Origin of the sequence: Pseudoalteromonas sp. Of11M-6 (assembly GCF_022347905.1) — a bacterium.
In the GTDB taxonomy this organism is placed as follows: domain Bacteria; phylum Pseudomonadota; class Gammaproteobacteria; order Enterobacterales; family Alteromonadaceae; genus Pseudoalteromonas.
Genome location: NZ_JAKRFW010000112.1, coordinates 1 through 1,739 on the forward strand (window position 1 = coordinate 1; position 1,739 = coordinate 1,739).

Here is a 1,739-nt window from a genome sequence, read left to right on the forward strand (position 1 = left end):
CGGTATATTTGATGATTTGCAGGTAACTTATCACAGTAGTGTGTCAGTTGTTTGCGATACGGCAAAATCGCTTCGGTATAGCGCTTAATATCCCCAAGGTGAGCACCGTATGAGTAGTGCGCTACCGCTCGCATAATCGCGAGCTGATATATACGCTGGGCAACATTAACTCGCTCGCTAGGTGTGGTAAAATTACCTGCATTGAGGGCTTCCTGTGTTTCTTTAATGCCAACTTCAATGTCGACTAAGAATGCTTCGAAATAATCGTTACTTCTCCGTGTATCGCGCACCTTTATCTCCTACTGATTATCTTGCCAATGTACGAGGTCTTTGGGGTAGTATGGGTGGTCAATAAAGCTGCTATCATCAATATTGAATAATTTAATAACGAGCGCAATTTCCCAGCACCAATAGCCATCGTAAGCATCATTGTCCAGTAAATGAATATCAGGACTTTCCTCCAAAACGTACCAAGCCTCCATATAAGATTTCGCAAGTGCTGGACGTTGCTCTGGACTTCCTTCAACTACTTTGTAAAGCTTATCGAAACGTTTTTTGAACAGAGTATCCGCTGCTATTTCACGATCAGTGTCACCTAGCGCAATCGCAATTTTATCAAATAGTGCATCTTGTCCTTGATTTCCAATAAGCTCTAATAATTGTAAGTAGTAATCTTTTCCCATGTTTAAGCAGTAGGCGAAGCTAAATAACTTTAAATAGTTCCGTAAATCGCTTTGGTGCAACTCTTCTATAGGAATACGCTCAACTTGTTCTACGTCTGATAGATCATCTGCAAAGTCCTTTTGCCATTTGCGATAAGTAAGCAGGTCCTGAATAAAAGCTCTAAACTCAATAAGGTCATCCCCTCGAGAGTATTTTACTTGGAGGTAACTTAAAACTTCGTTTATTAAGTTAAAGGTGCGTTTCATCCTCACCAAATTAGGACGATTACTAGAAGTGATTTTCTCAACATCTTCAGTTATTGCATCGCTATAAAACTCAACTGCTTCGTCAAAGTAAGCTTTATCTCTTAAAGTATCTCTTAACATCTTAATATCTCTTAAAGTTTAAATTGATTATCAATCGTTTTAGCATCTTTACCAAGTACTTCAACAGCTAAGTTTCCATCTATTTCATTTCTAATTAATAGCTTTAGTACCGAGCCATCATCATCAGCTAAAGCATCAAGTATTTTTTTTCTATCTCTTCTACTTATACCTGCTTTTTCTAGCCGTTCGGCTGTGATCCAGTCATCACCCATTTGTCTACCATCTTTAGTCATACCTAATGGAGAGGTGTTATATTTGGCTTCTGTAATCACATAGTCCGGTGGTGGATTTGGGTGCAGATATATTCCGTCAATACCGGATTGTCCTGGTTTATAATTACCGTCGGTTTTACCTAGCGGTGTAAAACCATTTTCCAGCATTAATTGGTGTGCATTGTACTCACCAGTAGCACCTTTTCTATGGTTTAATGATTTATGTTGCGTAAAGTCACTAGGTGTTTTGCGTGATGGCGGATTAACTTTGTTAACTGGGGCACCTTTGAGATCGTTTCCTTCTGGAGCTGAAAGCTCTGGCGCTTTAGATTTCTTCGGCACATTGGTAACACCAACCTGTGGTAACTCCCCCTGATACTCATCCAGTGCTTTATTAACTCGCTGTCCGATTTCTTGGGCGGCTTGTTGCATATGCTGGTCGATTTTTGGGGTGACCTCGTCTAGGCGTTTAACCGTG

Annotated in this window: 1 protein-coding gene and 2 pseudogenes; all 3 read right to left on the minus strand. The window is 40.2% G+C overall.

The window, feature by feature from the left end; translation table 11 throughout:
- Positions 1-290: pseudogene (locus MHN32_RS23495) on the minus strand (hypothetical protein); the annotation flags it as partial.
- A 9-nt stretch (positions 291-299) separates the two neighbouring features.
- Positions 300-1,049 (minus strand): PoNe immunity protein domain-containing protein, encoded by a 750-nt coding sequence (locus MHN32_RS23500; protein ID WP_010607413.1) that lies wholly within the window; start codon positions 1,047-1,049, stop codon positions 300-302.
- Positions 1,050-1,060: 11 nt separating this feature from the next.
- A pseudogene (locus MHN32_RS23505) lies at positions 1,061-1,739 on the minus strand (hypothetical protein); the annotation flags it as partial.